The organism is Actinoplanes sp. CA-030573 (genome assembly GCF_050951115.1).
Classification (GTDB): domain Bacteria; phylum Actinomycetota; class Actinomycetes; order Mycobacteriales; family Micromonosporaceae; genus Actinoplanes.
In genome coordinates this window covers 7,091,376-7,112,486 of the sequence record NZ_CP192038.1, presented here as the reverse complement: position 1 = coordinate 7,112,486, position 21,111 = coordinate 7,091,376, and the positions used below count along the sequence as shown (strand labels likewise).

Genomic DNA, 21,111 nt, shown 5'->3' with positions numbered 1-21,111 from the left:
CTCGCATGCAGCATCTGATCGGACGAACGGATGTACTGGCCTCCCTCGCCGCCATGATCGACAACTCCCATGGGGGCGGCGCGATGATCCTGCTCGGTGATGCCGGCATCGGCAAGACCACCGTCTTGCGCGCCGCTGTGGAGTATGGACGGGAGCATGGCCGTATAGTGCTGCAAGCAGCCGGCGTGGAGCCCGAGGCGGATCTTCCCTTCGCCGGTCTGCACCAGCTGTTGCGTCCCGTCCTCGATCTTGTCTCCGTGCTGCCGGAGGCGCAGCGCCGGGCTTTGCTGACCGCGTTCGAGATGGACGACGGACCGGCGCCTCAACCCTTCCTCATCGCCCTGGCGACGCTGAGCCTGCTCAGCGAAGCCGCAACACAAAACCCCGTCATCATCGCCGTCGACGACGCGCAATGGCTCGACGAACCCTCGCACGAGGTCTTGGCGTTCGTTGCCCGTCGCGTCGACCGCGACCCGATCGCGATCATCGCCACGATCCGCTCCGGGCACGTGTCGCCCCTGCTGCGCACGGACGTGCCAATCACCACCCTGGCCGGGCTCGCCGACGACGCAGCGCGAGAACTGCTCACCGTCCACGCTTCAGATCTTGATCCGTCGGCCCGGTCCGCCATCCTGCGCGAGGCCAGCGGCAACCCGCTGGCGTTGGTCGAGCTGCCTCAGGCCTGGCGTTCACCTGCGCGGCCGAGCACGGACAGCGGCCGCTCGTTTCTGCCGCTCACAGCCCGGCTGGAACGGACCTTCGCCGCCCGGCTCGACGACGTTCCTGCTGACACCCGTGACGCGCTGCTCATCGCGGCAGTCAGCGACAGCGACGACCTTCCGGAAATCCTGGCGGCGGCCGGCGTCCTGAGCGGCGTGCCCGTGACGCTCGCCGCCTTCGAGGCAGCCGCCGCGGCCGACCTACTGTCCTACGACATGCGCCAACTGCGTTTCCGGCACCCGTTGGTTCGCTCGGGCATCGCGCAACAGGAGACGCCGCTACGCCGCCAGGCCGCCCATGCCGCGCTGGCCGCCGTCCTGGGCGACCAGCCCTACCGCCGCACCTGGCACCAAGCCCAGTCGATCGTGGGTGTCGACGAGACCGTCGCAGACGCGCTCGAGGACAACCATGCGATCGCGCTCAGACGTGGCTCCGTCACCTCGGCCATCTGGGCGCTGGAACGGTCAGCGCAGTTGACCGGTGACTCGGGCCGCCGCGGCCGGCGGCTGCTGCTGGCCGCTCAGCACGCGTTCACCCTCGGCCGCGCCGATCTAGTCGACAACTTGGTCAGCGCTGCCGGCAACGAGCAGCTCACCGAGCTTGATCAGGCACGGATGGAATGGTTGCGCGAGATCTTCAACGACGGCGTACCGGGCGACTCCATGCGCGTGCGTGAGCTGTGCGGGATCGCCGAGCGTTCCGCTGCCGCCGGCGAAACCGACCTGACCCTGAACCTGCTGATGGCCGCGGCGCTGCGGTGCTGGTGGGCCGACGCCGGCGCAGCCGCCCGCAGCGGCGTGATCGCGGTAGCCGAACGCGTAGCCGGTCGCCACCCAACCGTCGCCGACGATCCGCGTTTCGTTGCGCTTCTGGCCGTGGCCGAGCCCGTTGCCACGGCACCCCGGGTTCGCGACCTGTTAGCGAAGGTCACGCTGGAGACCACGGTAGACGGCGACGCGCTGCGCCTGTACGCCATGGCGGCCCACGCGATGGGCGATCCCGCACGGATGCTCGACTTCGCGTCTCGTGCTGAGACCAAGCTCCGTGAGCTGGGACAGCTCGGGTTGCTCTCGCACGTCCTGACCATGCAGATCCTCGATCATCTCGAGGTCGGGGACTGGGAGAGAGCCACCGCGTGCGTTGAGGAAGGCAAACGTGTGGCCCACGACTCCGGCCAGCTCACCTGGAGCACCGGCACGCTCTCCCTGAACGCCATGGTCGCCGCAGCATACGGACAGTACGACCACGCACTCACCCTGGCGGCGCGGGCCGAACAGCAAGCCAACAGCCGGCGACTCAATGATCTGCTGGCTTGCGTGCAACTTGCCCGTGGCATCGCCGCCGTGGCGACCGGACGATACGCCGAAGGTTTCGTCGAGTTACGCCGCGTCTTCGACCGATCCGACAGCGCCTTTCACCTCGCCGAGCGATACCGCGCGATCACCTTTCTCGCCGAGGCCGCGGCCCATTGCGACCGTTCAGCCGAGGCAGCAGACGTCCTCGACGCGCTGGACAGAGAGCTCGCGGGCGACTTCGTTCCGATTGTGCAGATCCACCTCGCCTATGCTCGTGCGGTTCTGGCCGGCGATGACGAAGCCGAACAAAGCTATCTCCGAGCACTCGCCCAAGATCTGGTGCGGTGGCCGTGGCCGAAAGCGCGACTGCAACTCGCCTACGGCTCCTGGCTGCGACGGCAGCGCCGCATCGGCGAGTCCCGCGCGCCGTTACGCGCAGCGCAGACGACCTTCGACCTGATGGGCGCGACGATGTGGGCAGAACAGGCCCGCTCCGAGCTGAGGGCTGCAGGGGAGCGCACGCCGGCCGATTATCAGCCGGCGCCGCACCAGGTCCTGTCCGCGCAGGAACTGCAGATCGCCCGCCTGGCCGCGACAGGATTGTCGAATCGCGAGATAGGTGAGCGGCTTTTCCTGTCGCCTCGCACCGTCGGGTCGCACCTCTACCGCATCTTCCCGAAGCTCGAGATCACCGCACGAGGCCAGCTCGCGGCGCGGCTGCAGGCATCGTCCTAACCCACGACATCACGGGTGGCTACGGTCGGCGTGGGCCTCTGCGCCGCCAGCAACGACGCGGCCACCGGAAACACGATCACGGACAGCAGACCCGCGACGACCAGCGCGACGTAGACGTCCGGCCGAATCACTCCCAGCCGCACGCCGATCGCACCGCCCACGACGGGAATGCTGAGGTTCACCGACTGCAACAACCCGGCCGTGACCACCTGGCGCGCCCGCGGCAATATCGCGCGATACAACAGCGCCGGGACGCCCCGAACCAGCAGCAGAGCGCCGAGGAACAGCGGCACCCGGACGGCGTTGCCGGCATCGGCGACAAAGCCGCGCACATCGAGCGACATGCCGGTGGCCACGAAGAAGAACGGGATCAATGCACCGTACCCGACCGCTCGCAGCTTGCCCCGGAACGGACGGTGGCTCATCGCCCGGTCGCGGTCGAGCAGGGATATCGCCGCGCCGGCAAGGAACGCACCGAGAATCGCTTCCAACCCGAACTGGACCGCCAACGCGGCGAACCCCAGCAGGAGCGCCACGGCGGCCCGTACGCGGATTTGAGCCGTCGTGTCCTGCAGCGCTACCAGGGTCCGGGTCAGCCACGGCCACCTCTCGATCCCGAGAACCGTGACCACTGCCGTCGCCGCGAGGCCGCAGAAGGCCAGCAGTAGTGCCGTCTGTTTCCCGAGCCCGGCCCCGTGTTCGGTGAACAACAACGACAGCAGGACCACCGGGAGCACCTCGGCCAATGAACCACTCGCCGTGACAAGGCGGCCCAGCGGGGTGGTCAGGTCGCCGGTGTCGGCGAGGACCGGAATCACGATGCCGACGGATGTCGCGGACAGGATCACCGCGATCAACAGCGGCGACCTCACCAAGCCGATCGCGCTGAGAACGGTACCCACGGCCACGGCCAGTGTCATCGACATCAGGAAACCACGCACGGCGACTGACAACGTCGGCCCCCGCAGATGCTCGAAATCCAGTTCGAGTCCGGCCAGGAACAGCAGGAACGCCAATCCGATCACGGAAAGTACGACCACCGGCTGATCGGCGTGTGCCCATCCGAGCACCTGCGGGCCGACGACTATGCCGAGCAGTATCTGCACGACGATGTCCGGGACCGGGACCCGAAGGGCACGCACCAGCAGCGGTGCCACCAGAGTCAACAGTGAGATCAGCGCCGCCGACATCAGTGACATGTCGCGACCTCCTATCGAGTCGCCGCGGCTACTGCCGCTCCGCGAAGGAGATCGGATAGGCGGCAGCGCGAGTCGCCAGCATCGGATCGGCGAACCGGATGCCCGCCACGTCGGTCGCGGGCCGGAACATCAGTGCACGATCGGTGTCCGGGTCATCGGCCATCGCGTCCAGTTCGATGCGTCCCAGCCGAACGAGCTCGCGTGACTGCGGCCAGGCGCTCGACGGGTCCTCGATGTCGTCACCGGCTTCGGCCAACTGGGCGAACCAGGTGAACGCCACCGGGTTGGCCGCGACTCGCGCTTTGATCTCCCGCTGCAGGTAATCCGGGCCGCTGGCGGCCAGCTCTTCATCGTCGAGCAGGTCTTCACCCGCCTCAGGCACGAAGCGGTACCGGACGTGACGGACCACACCGGCGGCATTGGTGAAGGTGAAGGCGTTGACGCCGAAGTAGGTCAGCGTCGCATAGCTGCGGGGGGCGGGCTTCTGCGTCGTGAGGAAGGTCTTCGCCACGGGATGGGTCTCGAAGAACGCGGTGAGAAGCCCGTCGTCGCCGTGTCCATGCGCTGCGATGGCTCGCAACAGCAGCGAGAACTCGGCTGCGGTCGCTACCGGAAAACCGTCGTAACTGTGGCTGACGACGTCCACCTCGGCCCCCGCCAGCGGCGAGAACCTTACCGCGAGTCCACGGGGGTTGGCCTCTGCTGCCGCGTCCGGGATGTCGGGTAGCCCCGTGAAGTCCGATACCCGCGCAACGACGGGAACATCAGACCCGATGAAGATCGCCGCCTCGCTCAGGGTCGACGCCGCAGCGTGCGGACGGAATCGTCCCCGCAGGATAGTTCCCTTCGCGTGCACCGCTCTTGCGTGATGGCGCCCGAACGCGCCGTGCAGATCTTCGACCAGGCGGGCGGGCAGCTCGGCCGCTCCTGACTGGATGTCCGTCTGTGCAGCCACCTTTTGCGTCGTCATCGCCTAGCGCCTCCATCGGTTGCCATCGGTCGCGATAAGGCAAGCTACGAACGAAAGTGACGGCTGAGGTATCGGTCGGTCGACTGCATACAGCGCGGGCGAGTCGCGCAACCCGCATTCGGCGGCCGCGATGGCGGCCCGCAGGCCCCATTCGGCGGCCCCGCTCGCTCGACGTAGTTCGGCTGAGCGTCAACAGCTTCCGACGGCGCGGAGGTTGATGGGGCGCAGGATCGAGTGGACGTCGGTGGTTTCGGCGCCGCCCCGCAGCCGCAGGTCGGTGATCGCCTGGTGCAGCAGCGGCATGCTGGGGCAGCGCAGCAGTACCATGGCGTCGATGTCGGCGGCGATCCACCAGGCGTTGACGACTCCGGGCTGGGAGCGCAGGTGCTCCAGCAGTTGCTGCCCGGCGGCGGTCGGGGCCAGCCGGATGGACACCAGGGCCTCGTGTGCGATCTCGTCGGCGTCGGGATCCCACATCGTCGGGGCCGCGGGCCGGGTCACGGTAGTCGTCATGGTTCGAGGGTCGCGCGGACGGCCCTGGTGCCTGGCCTCGTTGACAGACCGTTAGCGCCGGATCGGGAGATGTTGACACTGCGTTCACGGGCCCGTATTCGGGCCGTCAACAACGGCCCCGCCGGCGTGAACAGGGTGTATTCAGCCCTGGCGAGTGAGCCGGGCGGGGCGCACGGTTCGGTCATGGCTTCAGTTCAAACCGGCAGGTCGTCATGACGCTCACCGACATCATCCCCTCCCTGCGGACTTCCCTGCGCCCTGCTCTGGATCCGGCCGTCTGGCCGTGCACCGCCCGTTGGAACGCCGACGGCGAGTTGTCGATCGGCGGCTGCGGGGTTACCGAGTTGACCGCCGCCGGGGACAGCCCGGTGTATGTGCTCGACCGCCGTGACGTCGAGAGCCGGTGCGCCGGGTACGTCGAGGCGTTCGGCGCTGACGGGGTCGCCTACGCCGGCCAGGCGGGGCTGAGTTTCGGCCTCGCCCGGATCATCGCCGGCTCCGGCGTGGGCTGTGTGGTGCGTTCCGGCGGCGATGTACGGCTGGCGACCGCGGCCGGGTTCCCGGGCGACCGCGTCACCCTGTCCGGCGGCGGCAAGTCATTCGAGGACTGCGAGGCCGCGTACGGCTGCGGCGCGGTCGTGGTCGTCGGGAACGCGGCCGAACTGGCCGCCGTGGCGGCCAACGCGCCGGCCGGTCAACGGGTTCTCGTGCGGGTGCTGCCGGCCGGGTCCGCGCGCGGTTACGGATTCCGGCTCGGTTCGGGGCCGGCGCTCGCCGCGGTACGAACCGTGCTCGCGGCTCCGAATCTGGTGTTCGAGGGCCTGGACTGCCCGGCCGGCCACGAGATCAGCCGTTTCGGCCGCTACGAGGCGGTCGTGCGCGAGGTGCTCGCGTCCGCCGCGGTGATCGCGGCGCGCCACCGGGTGCCGGTCCCTCGGATCGAGCTGGGCGGGGGCCATGCGGTTGCGTACGCGCCCGGCGACAATGGTTTCGCGGTCCGGGCGTTCGCGGCCCGGATCCGTGCGCTGGTACGGCTGCACGCCGAGCGGTACCGCATTGCGGTGCCGCGGCTGTCGGTGGCGCCCGGGCGGGCGCTGGTCGCGCAGGCCGGGGTCACCCTCTACCGGGTGGCCGAGGTGAGTCCGTCGGTCGACGGGCGTCTGGTCGTTTCGGTGCACGGCGGGCTGACCGACTGCCGGCCGCGGGCGCTGTGCGAGAGCCGGCACACGGCCCTGCTGGCCAACCGGCAGACGGCCGCCGCGACTGGCCCGGCCACCGTGGTCGGCCGGCACCGGGAGGCCGACGAGACGGTGGTGCACAGGATGCAGGTGCCCCGCGACGTCGCGGCCGGCGATGTGATCGCCGTGGCCTCGACCGGCGCCTATCACCAGAGCCAGGTATGCGACCGTCGGCTCGGCGGGTGGCCACCGATGCTCGCGGTGGCGAACGGCCGACGGCAGGTCCTGGTTGCTGGGCGATCCGCGCAGAGCCTTCTCACCTCCGAGGTGTCCCGATGAACGGCCGACAGCGGCCGGTTCTCGTCGCCGGCGCCGGCCCCGGTCAGGCCGACCGGCTCTACCAGGCGCTGGAGCGATCCGTCATCGGTGTCGCCCCGGTCGGCGTCCACCAGCTCGCCACCGAGATCCGCCGCTGGCGTCCCGGCGTCGTCGTTCTTTACCCAGGGTGCGACGTGAGCCCGTCCGAGGCGGCCGAGCTCGCCGAGGCAATGCGAGTGATCATCATCAGCGCCCGGATGGCCGTCGACGGCGTCGGCGAACTCGCCGACGCGATCCGCCGGGCGAGCGTCGAACCCGTGGGAGTACGCCGTGGGTGAGGACACCGAACGCAAAGTGGTTGTCGGGGTGTCGCAGTCACTGGCCGGTCTGGCGGCCCTGCGATTCGCCCTCGACCTGGCGCATCGGCGTTCCGTGCCGTTATGGGCGGTCCGGGTCTGGCGGCTGGAGGTCGGGCCGCGGGCGCAGCCGAGCGCCGAATGGGAGCGGGCGATAGCCGCCGAAGCGCGCCGCTACGTCGATGACTGCTTCCGGGCCGCGACCGGGCATGCCGTACGCGATCTCGGCGTGATCGTCCGGACCCCGTCCGGGCGTACCGACGTCGCGTTGCACCACTACCTCACCGACGGAGGCGACCTGCTGGTCGTGGGCGCCGCCGCCAGGCGTTGGTGGTCAGGGGGCACGGTACGCCGCTGTGTCCGCGGGGCCGGCTGCCCGGTGATCGTTGTCCCGGCCCCGGATCTGGCCCGGACGGGCCGGTTCTCGGCGCGGCGGATCGCCCGGGAGGCCGCCGCCGAGCTGAGCCGGACCGGCCCGACCCGCGGCCGCCCGTAGTCAGCCGACGTGCACGTGCGGGCGGCGGCTGCGGTCCGGTTCGGCCTGGCGGATCATTTCGCGGGTGACCGGGGCGACCTCGCCCTGGCCGAAGATGAGGTAGCGGGCGAAGTTGGCGACCGGGCTGCCCTCGGTCCACTCGAAGTAGACGTGGGGCCGTTTGTGGGTGGTGTCGCGGATCCACAGCAGCAGCGCGGCGAGGGCGCTGGGTACCGAGGAGCCGACCACGCTGAGCACCCGGTAGCGGTGGTGCATCACTTCACCCCGTACGTGCAGGTCGGTCTCGAAGTCGGAGGCGTCTTGGACGGTGACCTCGACGAAGATGACGTCGCGGTCGTCGGCCATGTCGTTGTCGGCCAGGATCTGAGCGATCTTGTCGCTGTATTCGCGGGCGTCGCGCTGGTCGGGCTCGTTGGCTACCAGGCGGATCTGCCGCCGGCCGCATTCGCGCAGGAAGCCCTGCGCCACCTTGTCGGCGTCGATGGTGGTCACCCGCAGCTCGAAGGCCCGGCGGAGCCGTGACAGGAAGGAGACGACCAGGATGGCGGCGATGAAGCAGGCCGCGATCTTCACGCCGTCCGGCCGTTCGGCGACGTTCGCGATCGTGGTGTAGACGAAGATCAGCGAGACGATGCCGAACGCGATCATCCGGCCCCGCTGCCGCCGGCGGCGGCAGGACAGGGTGACCGCGGTCGCGGCCGAGGTGATCAACACCAGAACGCCGGTGGCGTACGCGCCGCCCTGCGCGTCGACGTTGGCCCGGAAGATGATCGTGATGAGCAACGCTGTACCGGTGAAGACGAGCACCATGGGCCGCACCGCCCGCGCCCAGCTGGGCGCCATGCCGAACCGGGGCAGGTAGCGCGGCACCAGGTTGAGCAGACCGGCCATGGCCGACGCGCCGGCGAACCAGAGGATCAGGATCGTCGAGATGTCGTAAACGGTGCCGAACACCCCACCGAGATTCTCGTGGGCCAGATAGGCCAGGGCCCGCCCGTTGGCCGGACCGCCCGGTTCGAACGCCTGCTGGGGGATCAGGACGGTCGCGACGACGCTGCTGGAGATCAGGAAGACGCTCATGATGCCGGCCGCCGTGGTCAACAGCTGTTTCGCGCCCTTGATGCGGGCCGGGAGGTCGCCTTTGATGTGGGGCATGACGGCCACGCCGGTCTCGAACCCGGACAGGCCCAGCGCCAGCTTGGGGAAGACCAGCAGCGCGATGCCGATAACCATTGCGGGATTGCCGTGTGAGGTGGTCAGTGCGCTGGTCCAGTCGCCGACCAGATGCGGGTGGGTGATCACCCGCCACCAGCCGTCCACGACCACCACCACATTGAGCGCGAGGTAGACACCCACCAGCCCGACCGCGATGCCGATCGCCTCGGTGAAGCCCTTCAGGAACACCGCGCCGAGCAGCGCGACCAACACCAGCGTGACGATGACGACGTGACCCTTGAACGGCCAGTACGGGTTCTCCTCGACGTGGGCGGTCGCGTCGGCCGCCGACAGGGTGATCGTGATGATGAAGTCGGTCGCCGCGAACCCCAGCAGCACCAGGACGAACAGTTTGCCCTTCCAGAACGAGAGCAGCTTGACCAGCATCGCGATCGAACCTTCGCCGTTCGGGCTGTCGACCGCGACCCGCCGGTAGACCGGCAGGGCGCCCAGCAGGGTCACCATGACCAGCACCAGCGTGGCGATGGGGGAGAGGACCCCAGCGGCGAGCGCCGCGATGCCGGGCTGGTAGCCGAGGGTGGAGAAGTAGTCGAGGCCGGTCAGGCACATGACCTTCCACCACGCGTGCGGCTTCTCCCCGGGCTGCCCGTGCGGGCCGTCGTGATGCTGTGCGGTCTCGTTGAGCCCGGAGAGCAGCCACGTGCGGAGGTCGGTTGCGGTCACCGGCCGATCGTTTCACCGGCTTCGAGACAGCCGAAGGCGTCGCGCGTCAATAACGCGTCAAAAAAACGCCGGACGGTGTAAGAGCAGCGACCGCGTCCGGAAAGGTGACCTGGGTCGCAGCAGCGTTAACAAGGCGTATAGGAATCGGGTCCCGGCGTACGCAACGTGTGAACACCCATGACGTACGCCCGCCCGGTCGTCGAATCTCTAGGCGCAACCTTCTGCACTGATCCTCGTCAAGGAGTTCTCCCGTGGCTGATCTCGGCTTCGTTCTGCTCACGGTGGTGCTGTTCGCAGCGCTGACCGTGCTGATCCGGGCGGTCGAGCGCTGGTGAGCGCCGTCAACCTGGTCGGCGGCCTCGTCGCCGTCCTCCTCGCCGTGTTCCTCGTCGCCGCTCTCTTGTTTCCGGAGAAGTTCTGATGGCCGGCTGGCTGTTCGTCCTCACCCTGATCCTCGCTTTGGCGGTTTGTTACCGGCCGCTGGGTGACTACATGTACAAGGTCGTGTCCGGGAAACGGAACAGCGCCGTCGAGCGCGGTGTCTACCGGCTGGTCGGCGTCGACCCCGCGGCCGAGCAGACCTGGGGCGTGTACGCCCGCAGCGTGCTCGCGTTCTCGGCCGTCTCGATCCTGTTCCTCTATCTGTTCCTGCGCGTGCAGGACAAACTGTGGCTGGCGCTGGGTATGCCGAAGATGGCGACCCACGTCGCCTGGAACACCGCGGTCAGCTTCGTCACCAACACCAACTGGCAGGCCTACTCGGGTGAGTCGGCCCTCGGCCATCTGGTGCAGATGGCCGGCCTGGCCGTACAGAACTTCGTCTCCGCGGCGGTCGGCATCGCCGTCGCGGTCGCCCTGGTGCGCGGGTTCGCCGCCCGCAAGAACGGCACGCTGGGCAACTTCTGGGTCGACCTGACCCGCATCACCCTGCGTATCCTGCTGCCGCTCAGCGTCCTGTTCGCGATCATCTTCATGGTCGGCGGCATGGTGCAGAACCTCTCCGGCGGGGTCGACGCCACCACGCTGACCGGTGCGACGCAGCACCTCACCGGCGGCCCGGTCGCCTCCCAGGAAGTGATCAAGGAGCTGGGGACCAACGGCGGCGGCTTCTACAACGCCAACTCGGCCCACCCGTTCGAGAACCCCACCAGCTGGACCAACTGGCTGGAGATCTTCCTGATCCTGCTGATCCCGTTCAGCCTGCCCCGCGTCTTCGGCCGGATGGTCGGACAGAACCGGCAGGGCTACGCGATCCTCGCCATCATGGCGATCCTCGCCCTGGCCAGCGTCGCGCTCACGGTCGGGCTCGAGGTGCACGGCAGTGGAACCGTCCCGCAGGCGGTCGGGGCCGCGATGGAGGGCAAGGAAGTGCGGTTCGGTATTCCGAACTCGGCCAGCTTCGCCTCCGCGACCACGTTGACGTCGACCGGTGCCGTGGACAGCTTCCACGACTCGTACACGTCCCTCGGCGGCATGATGCCGATGATCAACATGATGCTCGGTGAAGTCGCCCCCGGTGGCACCGGCTCCGGCCTCTACGGCCTGCTCGTGCTGGCGGTGATCACCGTGTTCGTGGCCGGGCTGATGGTCGGGCGTACCCCGGAATATCTGGGCAAGAAGATCGGCGCCCGGGAAATGAAGATCGCCTCGCTGTACCTGCTGGCCACCCCGGCCCTCGTGCTGATCGGCACCGCGGCGGCCTTCGCCACCGGCAACAACAGCACGGCGCTCAACACCGGGCCGCACGGCCTCTCCGAGGTCCTGTACGCGTTCACGAGCGCCGCCAACAACAACGGTTCCGCCTTCGCCGGCATCACCGTCAACACCCACTGGTGGGACGTCGCGACGGGCCTGGCCATGCTGATCGGCCGCTTCCTGCCGCTGATCCTGGTCCTCGCCCTGGCCGGCTCGCTCGCCAAGCAGCAACCGGTGCCCGAATCCGAAGGCACGCTACCCACCTACAAACCCCTGTTCGTCGGCATGACCGTCGGCGTCACCGTCGTCGTGGTCGCACTCACCTACTTCCCCGCACTCGCTCTGGGACCGCTCGCGGAGGGCTTCACCTCATGACCACCCCAACCCTGGAAAAACCCGAGACATCGCCCCAGCCGGCCTCGCCCGCGAACCGTCGCGTCGGCGGAGGATTGCTCGACCCCAAGCAGCTATGGCATTCCCTGCCTGACGCAGCCCGCAAGCTCGACCCGCGCACGCTGTGGCGTAACCCGGTCATGTTCATCGTCGAGATCGGCGCCGTCTTCACCACGATCCTCTCGATCACCTCCCCGTCGACCCTCGCCTGGATCATCACCGTCTGGCTGTGGCTGACCGTCGTGTTCGCCAACCTGGCCGAGGCGGTGGCCGAGGGTCGCGGCAAGGCCCAGGCGGCGGCGCTGCGGTCGGCCAAGACCGACACCATGGCCCGGCTGCAGGACGGCCGGACGGTCGCCGCGCCGGAGCTTCAGCGGGGCGACGTCGTGGTCGTCGAGGCGGGCGAGATCATCCCCGGGGACGGCGACGTCATCGAGGGCATCGCCAGCGTCGACGAATCGGCCATCACCGGCGAGTCGGCCCCGGTCATCCGCGAGTCGGGAGGCGACCGGTCCGCGGTCACCGGCGGCACCCGGGTGCTCTCCGACCGGATCGTCGTGCGGATCACCCAGAAGCCCGGCGAGAGCTTCATCGACCGCATGATCGCCCTGGTCGAAGGGGCCAACCGGCAGAAGACACCGAACGAGATCGCGCTCAACATCCTGCTCGCCGCACTCACGATCATCTTCCTGCTGTCGGTCGTCACGCTGCAGCCTCTGGCGATTTTCTCCAAGGCGTACAACGCGGCCGCGCCCGACACGACCGCGATCAACGCCCACGGTGTCACCGGCATCGTGCTGGTCTCGCTGCTGGTCTGCCTGATCCCGACCACGATCGGCGCGCTGCTGAGCGCGATCGGCATCGCCGGCATGGACCGCCTGGTGCAGCGCAACGTGCTCGCCATGTCCGGCCGCGCGGTCGAGGCGGCCGGCGACGTCAACACGCTGCTGCTCGACAAGACCGGCACCATCACTCTCGGCAACCGGCAGGCCTCGGAATTCGTCCCGGTCGACGGCGTCACTGCCGCCACGCTGGCTGACGCCGCGCAGTTGTCCAGTCTCGCCGACGAGACGCCCGAGGGACGGTCGGTCGTGGTGCTGGCCAAGAACGACTTCGGGTTGCGGGAACGCGAACCCGGTCTGATGAGCGACGCCACGTTCGTGCCGTTCACCGCTCAGACCCGGATGAGCGGCGTCGACGTCGCCGGCCGCGAGATCCGTAAGGGTGCCGCGACCGCGGTGATGAAGTGGGTCCGCGACAACGGCGGCCACCCGACCGACGAGGTGGGCGAGATCGTCGACACGATCAGCGGCACCGGCGGCACCCCGCTGGTCGTCGCCGAGCACGTCGCCGGGCAGCCGGCCCGCGCCCTCGGGGTCATCCATCTCAAGGACGTCGTCAAGCAGGGCATGAAGGCCCGGTTCGACGAGATGCGCAAGATGGGCATCCGCACCGTCATGATCACCGGCGACAACCCGCGTACCGCCGCCGCGATCGCCGCGGAAGCGGGCGTCGACGACTTTCTGGCCGAGGCCACGCCGGAGGACAAGCTCGCCTACATCAAGCGGGAGCAGGAGGGCGGCCGGCTGGTCGCGATGACCGGCGACGGCACCAACGACGCCCCGGCGCTGGCCCAGGCCGACGTCGGGGTCGCGATGAACACCGGCACGTCGGCGGCCAAGGAGGCCGGCAACATGGTCGACCTCGACTCCGACCCGACCAAGCTGATCGAGATCGTGGAGATCGGCAAGCAGTTGCTGATCACCCGCGGCGCGCTGACCACGTTCTCGATCACCAACGACATCGCCAAGTACTTCGCGATCATCCCGGCCATGTTCGCCGCGGTCTATCCCGGCCTCGACAAGCTGAACATCATGCGGCTGCACTCGCCCGGCTCGGCGATCCTGTCCGCGGTCATCTTCAACGCCCTGGTCATCATCGCGCTGATCCCGCTGGCCCTGCGCGGTGTGCGGTACACACCGTCGAGTGCGAGCGCGCTGCTGCGCCGCAACCTGTGGATCTACGGCCTGGGCGGCGTGATCGTCCCGTTCCTCGGCATCAAGCTCATCGACCTGCTCATCCAGTTCATCCCGGGGATCTGACATGCGACTTCCTTCCTGGCTCAGCCAGCACCTGGCGGCGCTGCGCGCCCTGCTCGTCATGACCGTCCTGCTCGGACTCGCCTACCCCCTCGCCCTCGTCGCGATCGGCAAGATCCCCGGACTCGACCACAAAGCCGCTGGCTCGATGGTCACCGTCGGTGACACGACCGTCGGCAGCAGCCTGATCGGGCAGGCGTTCACCGACAAGGACGGCAACCCGATCCCCAAGTACTTCCAGAGTCGCCCCTCGGCGGCCGGCGACGGCTACGACCCGACCGCCACCGCGGCGAGCAACCTCGGCCCGGAAAGCGTCGTCGACACCATCGCGCCCGACGCCAAGGACTCCAAGCCGAGCCTGCTCACCCAGGTCTGCTCGCGCAGCCTGGCGATCGGCAAGCTGGAAGGTGTGGACGGCTCGCGACCGTTCTGCACCTCCGACGGCGTCGGTGCGGTCCTCGCGGTGTGGCGCCGCGACGGGCTGACCGGCCCGGTGACCCGGGTGGTGTCGGTCAACCAGACCGGCACGCCGTTCCTGGCCACCTACGACGGCGTACCCGTGCAGCCGGCCAAGGCGGGCGAGGACTACGTCGCCGACGGCGGCATCATCACGCCGATCCGCGGGAACGCGCCCGCGCACGCGGCCGTCCCCGCCGACGCGGTCACCGCCAGCGGCAGCGGCCTCGACCCCGACATCAGCCCCGCCTACGCGAACCTGCAGGCGCCCCGGATCGCCCGCGAGCGCGGCCTGACCCTCGATCAGGTCCACGCGTTGATCAAGAAGTACACCGACGGGCGCGCTCTCGGTTTCATGGGCGAACCGGCCGTCGACGTCCTCGAGCTGAACCTGGCCCTGGACGGCGAGAACTGACCCGGGTCGGCCAGGGGCGGTAAACAATCCGACTGTGGACAGCCGCCGGGAACTGTGGACAGCCGCCGAAATTCGTCGGTTCCGGCCGCTTCACTGATCCCCACCCAGTGCCGGGGTGGGGGGGGCGGGAGGTGGCCGGGCCCCCGGCCAGGAACGATCAACGACAAGGAGGCGCGGCGCGAAGATGGCACGTGGTGAACTGCGGATCTACCTGGGCGCCGCGCCGGGCGTCGGCAAGACGTACGCCATGCTCGAGGAGGCTCACCGCCGCGCCGAGCGCGGCACCGACGTGGTCGTTGCTCTGGTCGAGACCCACGGCCGCAAACACACCGCCGCGATGCTCGCCGACCTCGAAATCCTGCCGCGCCGGTCGATGGTCTACCGGGGCGTCACAATGCAGGAGATGGACCTCGACGCGATCCTGGCCCGCAAACCCGAACTGGCCGTCGTCGACGAGTACGCCCACACCAACGTCCCCGACTCCCGGCACACCAAACGCTGGGAAGACGTGCAGGAGCTGCTCGACGCCGGCATCAGCGTGCTCACCACCGTCAACGTCCAGCACCTGGAGTCACTCAACGACGTCGTCACGCAAATTACCGGCATCGAGCAGCGCGAGACCGTCCCCGACGCCGTCGTGCGAGCAGCCGAGCAGGTCGAACTGGTCGACATGACCCCCGAGGCGCTGCGCCGCCGCATGGCCCACGGCAACATCTACCAGCCCGAGAAGATCGACGCTGCCCTCGGCAACTACTTCCGCACCGGCAACCTCACCGCCCTGCGCGAACTCGCCCTGCTCTGGCTGGCCGACAAGGTCGAGGACCAACTCGAGAAATACCGGGCCGACCACGGCATCAACCAGACCTGGGAAACCCGGGAACGCATCGTGGTCGCCCTGACCGGCGGCCCGGAAGGCAGCACGCTGATCCGGCGGGCCGCGCGGATCGCCGCCCGCGACAAAGGCTCCGACCTGCTCGCCGTCCACGTCACCCGCAATGACGGCCTCGCGGGCGCCGACCCCGCCGAGCTGGCCCGGCAGCGGGTGCTGGTGGAGAGTCTCGGCGGCACCTACCACCAGGTCGTCGGCGCCGACGTGCCGCGCGCGTTGCTCGACTTCGCGCAGGCGGTCAACGCCACCCAGATCGTGCTCGGCGCCTCCAGCCGCGGCAAACTCGCCCAGCTGTTCGCCGCCGGTGTCGGCGTCACCACCACCGCCCTGTCCGGGCCGATCGACGTGCACCTGGTCACCCACGAACGCGCCGGGCAGGGCCGACGGCGCGCCCGTCTCCCGGCCGCCCTGTCCCGCAGCCGGCGCATCGCCGGGTTCATCACCGTCCTGGCCGGCCTGCCATTACTGACGGCACTGCTCAAGCTCGGGCCGTCGCTCACGCTGACCAACGACATCCTGCTGTTCTTGGCCGGTGTAGTCGGCGTCGCCCTGATCGGCGGCCTCGGCCCCGCCCTGCTCGCGGCGGTCGCCGGCTCGTTGCTGCTCAACTACTACTTCACGCCGCCGATCGGCCGGTTCACGATCGCCGAGACCGACAACCTGCTGGCCCTGGCCATCTTCGTCGTCGTCGCGCTCGCGGTCAGCTGGGTCGTCGACACCGCCGCCCGTAAGACCCGCCAGGCCGCCCAGGCCTCGGCCGACGCGCAGACCCTGGCCACGGTCGCCGGCGGCGTGCTGCGCGGCGAACGACCACTGATCGCCCTGCTCGACCGACTGCGGGAAACCTTCGCGCTGGACTCGGTGACGCTGCTCGACGGCGACACCGTGGCCGCCCAGGTCGGCCACCCGGAGTGCACACGGCAGTCCGAGGCCGACATGGCGGTCAAAGTCGACGACCAGGTATCGGTGCTGCTCAAGGGCCGCACCCTGGAGGCCTCGGACCGGCGCATCGTCGAGGCGTTCGCCGCCCAGGCCGCGCTGGCGCTGCGCCAGGAACGGCTGGCCGCCGAGGCGGCCGCGGCCAAGCCGCTGGCCGAGGCCGACAAGATGCGAACCGCCCTGCTCGCCGCGGTCAGCCACGATTTACGTACGCCGCTGTCCAGCGCCAAAGCGGCAGTGGCCGGGCTGCTCAGCGACGAGGTGGACTTCGACCCCGACGACCAGCGGGAACTACTGGAAACCGCCGACGAGTCGCTCGACCGTCTCGACAAGCTGGTCGCCAACCTGCTCGACATGAGCCGCCTGCAGGCCGGCGCGCTCGGCGTCACGGCGATCGACGTCGGCGCGGAGGAGGTCATTCCGCGGGCCCTCGACGATCTCGGCGCCGACGGCCGTGGTGTCCGCCTCGTGCTGCCCGACGAACTGCCCGCCGTCCACACCGACCCAGGCCTGCTCGAACGGGTCCTGGTCAACCTCGCCGGCAACGCCCTGCGCTACAGCCCGCCCGACAGGCCGCCGGTCATCACTGCCAGCCGGCACGGCGACACCCTCGAACTGCGCGTCATCGACCACGGCCCCGGCATCCCTCGCGACCGCTGGGACGACGTGTTCCTGCCCTTCCAGCGCCTCGGCGATCGCGACAACCACACCGGCGTCGGCCTCGGCCTCGCCCTGTCCCGCGGCCTCACCGAGGCGATGGGCGGCACCCTCACACCCGAAGAAACCCCCGGAGGAGGCCTCACCATGATCCTCGCCCTGCCCGTCGGCGCGACCGCATGACCCGGGTGCTCGTCGTCGACGACGAACCCCAGATCGTGCGGGCCCTGCGCATCAACCTGCGGGCCCGCCAGTACGACGTCGACACCGCCCCCGACGGCGCGACGGCCTTGCACGCCGCGGCCCGCCACCACCCGGACCTGGTCGTGCTCGACCTCGGCCTGCCCGACATGGAAGGCACCGACGTCATCCGCGGCCTGCGCGGCTGGACCGCCGTGCCGATCATCGTGCTCTCCGGCCGGGCCACCAGCGCCGACAAGGTCGCCGCGCTCGACGCGGGCGCCGACGACTACGTCACCAAACCGTTCGGCGTCGACGAACTGCTCGCCCGCATCCGCGCGGTCACCCGCCGGGCCCAGCCGGGCGACGAGTCCCGCCCGGTGCTCACCATCGGCCGGCACACGATCGATCTGACCGCCCGCACCGTCACCGGCGGCGACACCGACGTACGCCTGACCCCCCGCGAATGGGAACTGCTCGAATACATGGCCCGGCATCCCGGCAAGCTGCTCAGCCGCGCCAGCCTGCTGCACGACGTGTGGGGCCCGCAGTACCACAGCGAGGGCAACTACCTACGGCAATACCTGGCCCGGCTGCGCCGCAAGCTGGAGACCGACCCGGCCCACCCGCAGCACCTGCTTACCGAGCCGGGGATGGGTTACCGTCTGCAACCCTGAGCGAGAGGGCGGCATCGTCGATCAGGCTGCCCGGCACGATCACACCGTCGATCACGCGTCGCCCGGTGGGCGGTTGCGGGTCGGCAACGCGCCGCCACGCATGCCACCACCGGCGTCCCCGGCCCAGCACCGCCCCGGCAACGACGACCGGCGTATAGGACCACGCAGACGCGTCACCGGTGAGGACACCGTACCGATGAGCCAGGAACCCGACGAACACCAGCGCGGCGAACACCGTCACTCCGGCGGCCGCCCGCCAGTCCTCGATCAGCGCCGCCGCCACCGTCGCCACGACCGCGACGGTCAACGCGCGCGCGGCGAGGTCATGCACCGGCAGCAGACCGGCCGCTATGAACGCCGCCGCGATCACGGCGCCGTAGCCGGCCACCACAGCAACCGCGGCACGCGGCAGAGCATCGTCATCGGTGTACGACATCGCCCACCATCTCAGCGTCGCGCTCCGGCCCTCCACCGGATCCTTCGCACCCATGCCAGACCGGTGCGCCCCGGGTGGGCAAGAGCGGTTCACGCGCTGTTGACGCCCAGACCGGCGATGTTGACGCCGCGTTGACGAAAGAGACCGAGTAGAGGGAGATCGAGATGTCCGATGCCGAGCTACACCGCCTGCGGGCCCGGGCCGACGCCGGCAACCGCGACGAGGCCGACGTTCTCGACGAAATGGACGGCGAATGATCTCCGTGGCGCTGCCACACCGTCCACGTGGCGCCAATACGGCCAGCCGCGGGCTTTACCTATGCCATGATCCGCTCGCGGACCGTGTGCTGAGCGGGAGGTCATGATGGCAGATGGGCAACGCTCGACGCCGGTGGCGCAACCGGCCGGGGCCGGACATGACAGCGCGCGGGTCGGCATCGTGGTCGGCGCGCTCGGGGTGGTGTTCGGGGACATCGGCACCAGCCCCATCTACACCCTGCAGACCGTTTTCAACCCGGAGGACCCGCATCCGGTACCGGTCAGCTCGAGCAACGTCTACGGCGTGGTGTCGCTGGTCTTCTGGTCGGTGATGATCATCGTCACCGTCACCTACGTGTTGTTGGCCATGCGGGTCGACAATCACGGCGAGGGCGGCATCATGGCGCTGATCGCCCTGTTGCGCCGCCACGCCGCGGGACAGGGTCGACGGGCCGCCGCCGTGCTCGCCGGGCTGGGTTTGTTCGGGGCTGCGCTGTTCTTCGGCGACAGCATGATCACTCCCGCCATCTCGGTGCTGTCGGCCGTCGAAGGACTCAAACTGGTCCAGCCGTCGCTGGCCGACGCGGTCGTCCCGATCACCGCCGTCATCATTGTCGTGCTGTTTCTGGTGCAGCGGCGGGGGACCGCCGCGGTCGGGCGTGTCTTCGGGCCGGTGATGATCGCGTGGTTCGCGGCCATCGGCGCCTGCGGCGTGGCTGGTATCGTCGCGCATCCCGGCATTCTCAAGGCGTTGTCGCCCACGTACGCGCTCGGTTTCCTGGCCGGGCACTTCGGCGTCGCGTTCTTCGCCCTCGCGGCGATCGTGCTGGCTGTGACTGGTGCCGAGGCGTTGTACGCCGACATGGGGCACTTCGGCCGGCGGGCGATCACCCGGGGCTGGCTGTGGCTGGTGCTTCCCGCCTGCGCCTTGAGCTACTTCGGTCAGGGCGCGCTGATCCTCAAGGATCCGGCGAACGTGAGCGGCCCGTTCTTCCTGCTCGCCCCAGGGTGGGCGCGGCTCCCGCTGGTGCTGCTGGCCACGGCGGCGACCGTGATCGCCTCCCAAGCGGTGATCACCGGCGCCTATTCGGTGGCTTCGCAGGCGGCGCAACTCGGTTACCTGCCGCGGCTGCGGGTGGCGCACACCTCGGAGTCGTCCGTCGGCCAGATTTACGTGCCCTGGATCAATTGGCTGCTGATGGTCTCGGTGCTGACGCTGGTCTTCGCGTTCCGCAGCTCCGCGGCGTTGGCGTTCGCGTTCGGCATGGCCGTGACCGGAACGATCACCATCACCACCCTGCTGTTCTTCTACGTGGCGCGCAGCCGGTGGCGGGTGCCGCTGTGGCTGCTCAGCGGCGGCGCGGCCGTTCTGCTCCTCGTGGATCTGCTGTTCGTCGCCGCGAACCTCACCAAGCTGGTGCACGGTGCTTGGCTGCCGCTGCTGATCGCGCTCACCGCGTTCACGATCATGACGACCTGGCAGCGGGGCCGGCAGATCGTCACCGCGGAACGCGAACGGCGTGAGGGCACACTGAGCGAATTCATCGCCTATTTGCGCGACGACCAGGCGGCGACCCGGACGGTCGCCGGCACCGCGGTCTTCCTCAACCGCGGCAGCCTTACCGCGCCGCTGGCGCTACGGGCCAACGTCGAGCACAACCACGTCCGGCATGAGCACGTGGTCATCATGTCGCTGCAGACCGAGCCGGTCCCTTGGATCGCGGCGCAGGAACGCATCAGCGTCGACGCGCTCGGCTACGGCGACGACGGCATCATCCATGTCATCGCCCGGTTCGGCTACCTGGAGACGCCCGACGTGCCGGCTGCGCTGCGACTGCTCGACCCGCAACTCGCCGAAGGTGACCTGCGTCTGGAGGAGGCGTCGTACTTCCTGTCGAAGATCGAGCTGCAGGTCGGCCCGGCGGCGACGATGGCGGCCTGGCGCAAACGCCTGTTTATCGCCACCTCCTACATCACGGCCGACGCCGCTGAGTTCTTCGGCCTGCCGCGTGACCGCACCGTCATCATGGGTTCACGTATCGACGTGTGAGGGGCGGCTGCGTACGGTCCGGACCGAGCGGACGTTGGCCAGCTCCGCGTCCCACCCGGGCGCAGCCAGACTGTTCCGGTCTGGGCGTCGACAAGCCGCGACAGCAGGTCCGCGCCGTTGCTCTCGATCGGGCTTCGACGAGGGCTTTCCAGCGCACGATGTCAACGTACCGTCAACAATGGCCTCAGCGGCGTCTACGGGTCGTCAATGCGATGCCTTTCCTATCGATGATCGTCGCATCGTTGTCTGGTGGAGAACACGGGGACAGCTGTCGAGGATCGCGTTCCAT

The 21,111-nt window shown here is 69.2% G+C and carries 16 protein-coding genes; 11 read left to right on the top strand and 5 right to left on the bottom strand.

Annotated elements, in window-relative coordinates:
• Window positions 1-5: 5 nt before the first annotated feature.
• Window positions 6-2,750, top strand: a complete 2,745-nt coding sequence (locus ACQP2F_RS32655) for an AAA family ATPase (protein WP_433294265.1) — start codon at window positions 6-8, stop codon at window positions 2,748-2,750.
• Here ACQP2F_RS32655 and ACQP2F_RS32650 read toward each other — a convergent pair.
• From ACQP2F_RS32650 to ACQP2F_RS32640, 3 genes are all read right to left on the bottom strand, one after another.
• Window positions 2,747-3,949, bottom strand: a complete 1,203-nt coding sequence (locus ACQP2F_RS32650; RefSeq protein WP_433294263.1) for a cation:proton antiporter — start codon at window positions 3,947-3,949, stop codon at window positions 2,747-2,749. The two genes, ACQP2F_RS32655 and ACQP2F_RS32650, sit on opposite strands and share 4 nt — an antisense overlap.
• A gap of 28 nt (window positions 3,950-3,977) precedes the next feature.
• On the bottom strand, window positions 3,978-4,919 hold the full coding sequence (locus ACQP2F_RS32645) for a catalase (RefSeq protein WP_433294261.1): 942 nt from the start codon (window positions 4,917-4,919) through the stop codon (window positions 3,978-3,980).
• A gap of 189 nt (window positions 4,920-5,108) precedes the next feature.
• On the bottom strand, window positions 5,109-5,432 hold the full coding sequence (locus ACQP2F_RS32640; RefSeq protein ID WP_433294259.1) for a hypothetical protein: 324 nt from the start codon (window positions 5,430-5,432) through the stop codon (window positions 5,109-5,111).
• Between the two features lie 212 nt (window positions 5,433-5,644).
• Here ACQP2F_RS32640 and ACQP2F_RS32635 point away from each other — a divergent pair, with 212 nt between their 5' ends.
• Genes ACQP2F_RS32635 through ACQP2F_RS32625 form a run of 3 tightly spaced genes read left to right on the top strand, consistent with a single transcriptional unit; the run spans window position 5,645 to window position 7,780 of the window.
• Window positions 5,645-6,949, top strand: a complete 1,305-nt coding sequence (locus tag ACQP2F_RS32635; RefSeq protein ID WP_433294257.1) for a diaminopimelate decarboxylase family protein — start codon at window positions 5,645-5,647, stop codon at window positions 6,947-6,949.
• Window positions 6,946-7,266 carry a hypothetical protein gene (locus ACQP2F_RS32630; RefSeq protein ID WP_433294255.1) on the top strand — a complete coding sequence of 107 codons (321 nt, stop codon included), beginning with the start codon at window positions 6,946-6,948 and terminating at the stop codon, window positions 7,264-7,266. The genes ACQP2F_RS32635 and ACQP2F_RS32630 overlap by 4 nt, the downstream gene beginning before the upstream one ends.
• Window positions 7,259-7,780, top strand: coding sequence for a universal stress protein (locus tag ACQP2F_RS32625; RefSeq protein ID WP_433294253.1), 522 nt, complete (start codon window positions 7,259-7,261; stop codon window positions 7,778-7,780). The genes ACQP2F_RS32630 and ACQP2F_RS32625 overlap by 8 nt, the downstream gene beginning before the upstream one ends.
• On the opposite strand, the gene ACQP2F_RS32620 is transcribed toward ACQP2F_RS32625, so the two are convergent.
• A complete protein-coding gene (locus tag ACQP2F_RS32620) occupies window positions 7,781-9,679 on the bottom strand; it encodes an amino acid transporter (RefSeq protein ID WP_433294251.1) in 1,899 nt (632 codons plus the stop codon). It abuts the gene before it with no gap.
• Window positions 9,680-10,010: 331 nt separating this feature from the next.
• Between ACQP2F_RS32620 and kdpF the strand changes: the two genes are divergently transcribed.
• From kdpF to ACQP2F_RS32590, 6 genes are all read left to right on the top strand, one after another.
• A complete protein-coding gene (gene kdpF, locus ACQP2F_RS32615) occupies window positions 10,011-10,100 on the top strand; it encodes a K(+)-transporting ATPase subunit F (protein ID WP_433294249.1) in 90 nt (29 codons plus the stop codon).
• Complete coding sequence (gene kdpA / locus ACQP2F_RS32610) at window positions 10,100-11,749, top strand: potassium-transporting ATPase subunit KdpA (RefSeq protein ID WP_433294247.1); 1,650 nt, start codon at window positions 10,100-10,102, stop codon at window positions 11,747-11,749. Before kdpF ends, kdpA begins: the two co-directional genes overlap by 1 nt.
• Window positions 11,746-13,869: a potassium-transporting ATPase subunit KdpB gene (gene kdpB / locus ACQP2F_RS32605; protein WP_433294245.1), complete on the top strand. Its 2,124-nt coding sequence runs from the start codon at window positions 11,746-11,748 to the stop codon at window positions 13,867-13,869. The genes kdpA and kdpB overlap by 4 nt, the downstream gene beginning before the upstream one ends.
• Before the next feature lies 1 nt (window position 13,870).
• Window positions 13,871-14,737, top strand: coding sequence for a potassium-transporting ATPase subunit C (locus ACQP2F_RS32600; protein ID WP_433294243.1), 867 nt, complete (start codon window positions 13,871-13,873; stop codon window positions 14,735-14,737).
• Between the two features lie 184 nt (window positions 14,738-14,921).
• Window positions 14,922-17,405, top strand: coding sequence for a DUF4118 domain-containing protein (locus ACQP2F_RS32595; RefSeq protein WP_433294242.1), 2,484 nt, complete (start codon window positions 14,922-14,924; stop codon window positions 17,403-17,405).
• Entirely contained in the window at window positions 17,402-18,079 is a 678-nt protein-coding gene (locus ACQP2F_RS32590) for a response regulator (protein ID WP_433294240.1), read from the top strand. The genes ACQP2F_RS32595 and ACQP2F_RS32590 overlap by 4 nt, the downstream gene beginning before the upstream one ends.
• Here the strand turns inward: ACQP2F_RS32590 and ACQP2F_RS32585 are convergent.
• Window positions 18,042-18,515, bottom strand: a complete 474-nt coding sequence (locus ACQP2F_RS32585) for a hypothetical protein (protein ID WP_433294238.1) — start codon at window positions 18,513-18,515, stop codon at window positions 18,042-18,044. The genes ACQP2F_RS32590 and ACQP2F_RS32585 overlap by 38 nt on opposite strands.
• Window positions 18,516-18,878: 363 nt before the next feature.
• On the opposite strand from ACQP2F_RS32585, the gene ACQP2F_RS32580 reads away from it, so the two are divergent.
• The gene (locus ACQP2F_RS32580) at window positions 18,879-20,822 is read left to right on the top strand and encodes a potassium transporter Kup (protein WP_433294236.1); all 1,944 of its coding nucleotides are present in this window, start codon (window positions 18,879-18,881) and stop codon (window positions 20,820-20,822) included.
• Window positions 20,823-21,111: the final 289 nt, after the last annotated feature.

What these genes read in the sequence shown, in the direction of transcription:
- ACQP2F_RS32655 (WP_433294265.1), top strand. Translation starts at nt 6, where the DNA reads ATGCAGCATCTGATCGGACGAACGGATGTACTGGCCTCCCTCGCCGCC.
- ACQP2F_RS32650 (WP_433294263.1), bottom strand. Translation starts at nt 3,949, where the DNA reads ATGTCACTGATGTCGGCGGCGCTGATCTCACTGTTGACTCTGGTGGCA.
- ACQP2F_RS32645 (WP_433294261.1), bottom strand. Translation starts at nt 4,919, where the DNA reads ATGACGACGCAAAAGGTGGCTGCACAGACGGACATCCAGTCAGGAGCG.
- ACQP2F_RS32640 (WP_433294259.1), bottom strand. Translation starts at nt 5,432, where the DNA reads ATGACGACTACCGTGACCCGGCCCGCGGCCCCGACGATGTGGGATCCC.
- ACQP2F_RS32635 (WP_433294257.1), top strand. Translation starts at nt 5,645, where the DNA reads ATGACGCTCACCGACATCATCCCCTCCCTGCGGACTTCCCTGCGCCCT.
- ACQP2F_RS32630 (WP_433294255.1), top strand. Translation starts at nt 6,946, where the DNA reads ATGAACGGCCGACAGCGGCCGGTTCTCGTCGCCGGCGCCGGCCCCGGT.
- kdpA (WP_433294247.1), top strand. Translation starts at nt 10,100, where the DNA reads ATGGCCGGCTGGCTGTTCGTCCTCACCCTGATCCTCGCTTTGGCGGTT.
- kdpB (WP_433294245.1), top strand. Translation starts at nt 11,746, where the DNA reads ATGACCACCCCAACCCTGGAAAAACCCGAGACATCGCCCCAGCCGGCC.
- ACQP2F_RS32600 (WP_433294243.1), top strand. Translation starts at nt 13,871, where the DNA reads ATGCGACTTCCTTCCTGGCTCAGCCAGCACCTGGCGGCGCTGCGCGCC.
- ACQP2F_RS32595 (WP_433294242.1), top strand. Translation starts at nt 14,922, where the DNA reads ATGGCACGTGGTGAACTGCGGATCTACCTGGGCGCCGCGCCGGGCGTC.
- ACQP2F_RS32590 (WP_433294240.1), top strand. Translation starts at nt 17,402, where the DNA reads ATGACCCGGGTGCTCGTCGTCGACGACGAACCCCAGATCGTGCGGGCC.
- ACQP2F_RS32585 (WP_433294238.1), bottom strand. Translation starts at nt 18,515, where the DNA reads ATGTCGTACACCGATGACGATGCTCTGCCGCGTGCCGCGGTTGCTGTG.
- ACQP2F_RS32580 (WP_433294236.1), top strand. Translation starts at nt 18,879, where the DNA reads ATGGCAGATGGGCAACGCTCGACGCCGGTGGCGCAACCGGCCGGGGCC.